The 1375-nt window shown below is 46.8% G+C and carries 1 protein-coding gene; it reads right to left on the bottom strand.

All coding sequences use genetic code 11. The features are described from left to right. Positions 1 to 1375 (bottom strand): hypothetical protein (locus tag AC1DWB_RS35230; protein ID WP_477545716.1); only part of this gene is annotated, 1375 nt, incomplete at both ends.

Genomic DNA, 1375 nt, shown 5'->3' with positions numbered 1-1375 from the left:
ACTTTAACTTCCATCGTTATATTATTCGTTCCTTGGGCTACGGGGATCGTTCCAGATTGATGAACATATTTGAACTGATAGTTCAGTTTGCCGTGATCGGTCTCCTTGGAGGTCCAACTAATTACTTGAGAACCCGTACGATTGCTCACCTGGAAATGGAGCAGTTCTTGCGGTTTGGCGTCATTCGGGCCAACTGGCCGTTCGTACCGATTGACGGAGAAACCTAAAGATTGGGTCGTCATAGCAGCAGGCAAAGACGGTAACTCTACCGTATACTCATCACTGAACAAATAGAAATTCTGACGTCCGTTAGACCACCAATCGATAGAAATCCCGAAAAGATGCTGGGCGTCTTCCCCTCTCAACCAGAGGTTACCTTCCTGGTTAACAGGTGCTTCCTGCAAAGCGAATCGTTCCACCTCCTGATTGTTCCAGGATGTCTTAACTTCCCCATTCAGAGGGTTCAATTGGAACGAATACCCGGATGCTGTATGGTTCGACCGTATTATTCCTGATTGTCCACCCGCCTCTTGGTCGTATCCGAATCGCTTAGTCAAGTAATCGAGGGATAAATACGGGGTTCCTTCCTTCATATATCCGATGGTGGACCCGCTGACTGACAGTTCGTTCCCTTTGACATACACGGTATCCAGAATAGTATTCTGATGGGTAATATACGAAGTAGGAGTCCCGTCATGGGGGTGGATACGATCTTTTGCGTAATTCATTTGGAACCAAGCTTTACCTATCTTCGTCTCAAGCAAGTACCATTCCGCACCTTCCGAATCCTTCCAATAACCGGTTGGTTGCACCGTACGATGATCGATTGAAGCACCATAAATCTGGAACGAACGATTCGGGAAGCGGAACATCTCATGTGGGCCATTCAATTCAATAGTAAAGTCTGGCTTAATTAGATCCGTAGGCTCTGACTCATCTGTGTTGATCCAGCCGTCCCATAATTCAGTGTGTACGTGATACGTTGCAGAATTCTCAAACTTCTCAAAAGCCTCTAAGGTTTGCGGCTGCAGTACAGTCATCCAAGCAACTTGTTGGCCTGGAACCGTATATAAGGGGGTATCGGACTTCAGGGTAACCTTCTCCTTGGTTCGAACGACAGTTCTCCCTTTCTCCAGCACGTACTTCAATCCTCGTTCTGTCTCCACCTGGTAGCTCGTATTGTACACAGTCACAAATTCGCCAGTCACATGGACGGTCTGGTTGTATACAGAAGCAAATTTAGGACCTGCCATGGAGCCATAGGGCCCTTCGTAATTCGGATCGTCCAATAGCATTTGATTCAAATAGTAGACATAGTAATCCACCGGTTTGATATAGCCTATTCGTTTGACTGGGAGATGCACCCATTGTTCGC

It is taken from the genome of Paenibacillus sp. P4_E11 (assembly GCF_056401635.1).
Note: the sequence above shows the minus strand (reverse complement) of the source record. Positions and strands in the feature narration are given on the sequence as shown.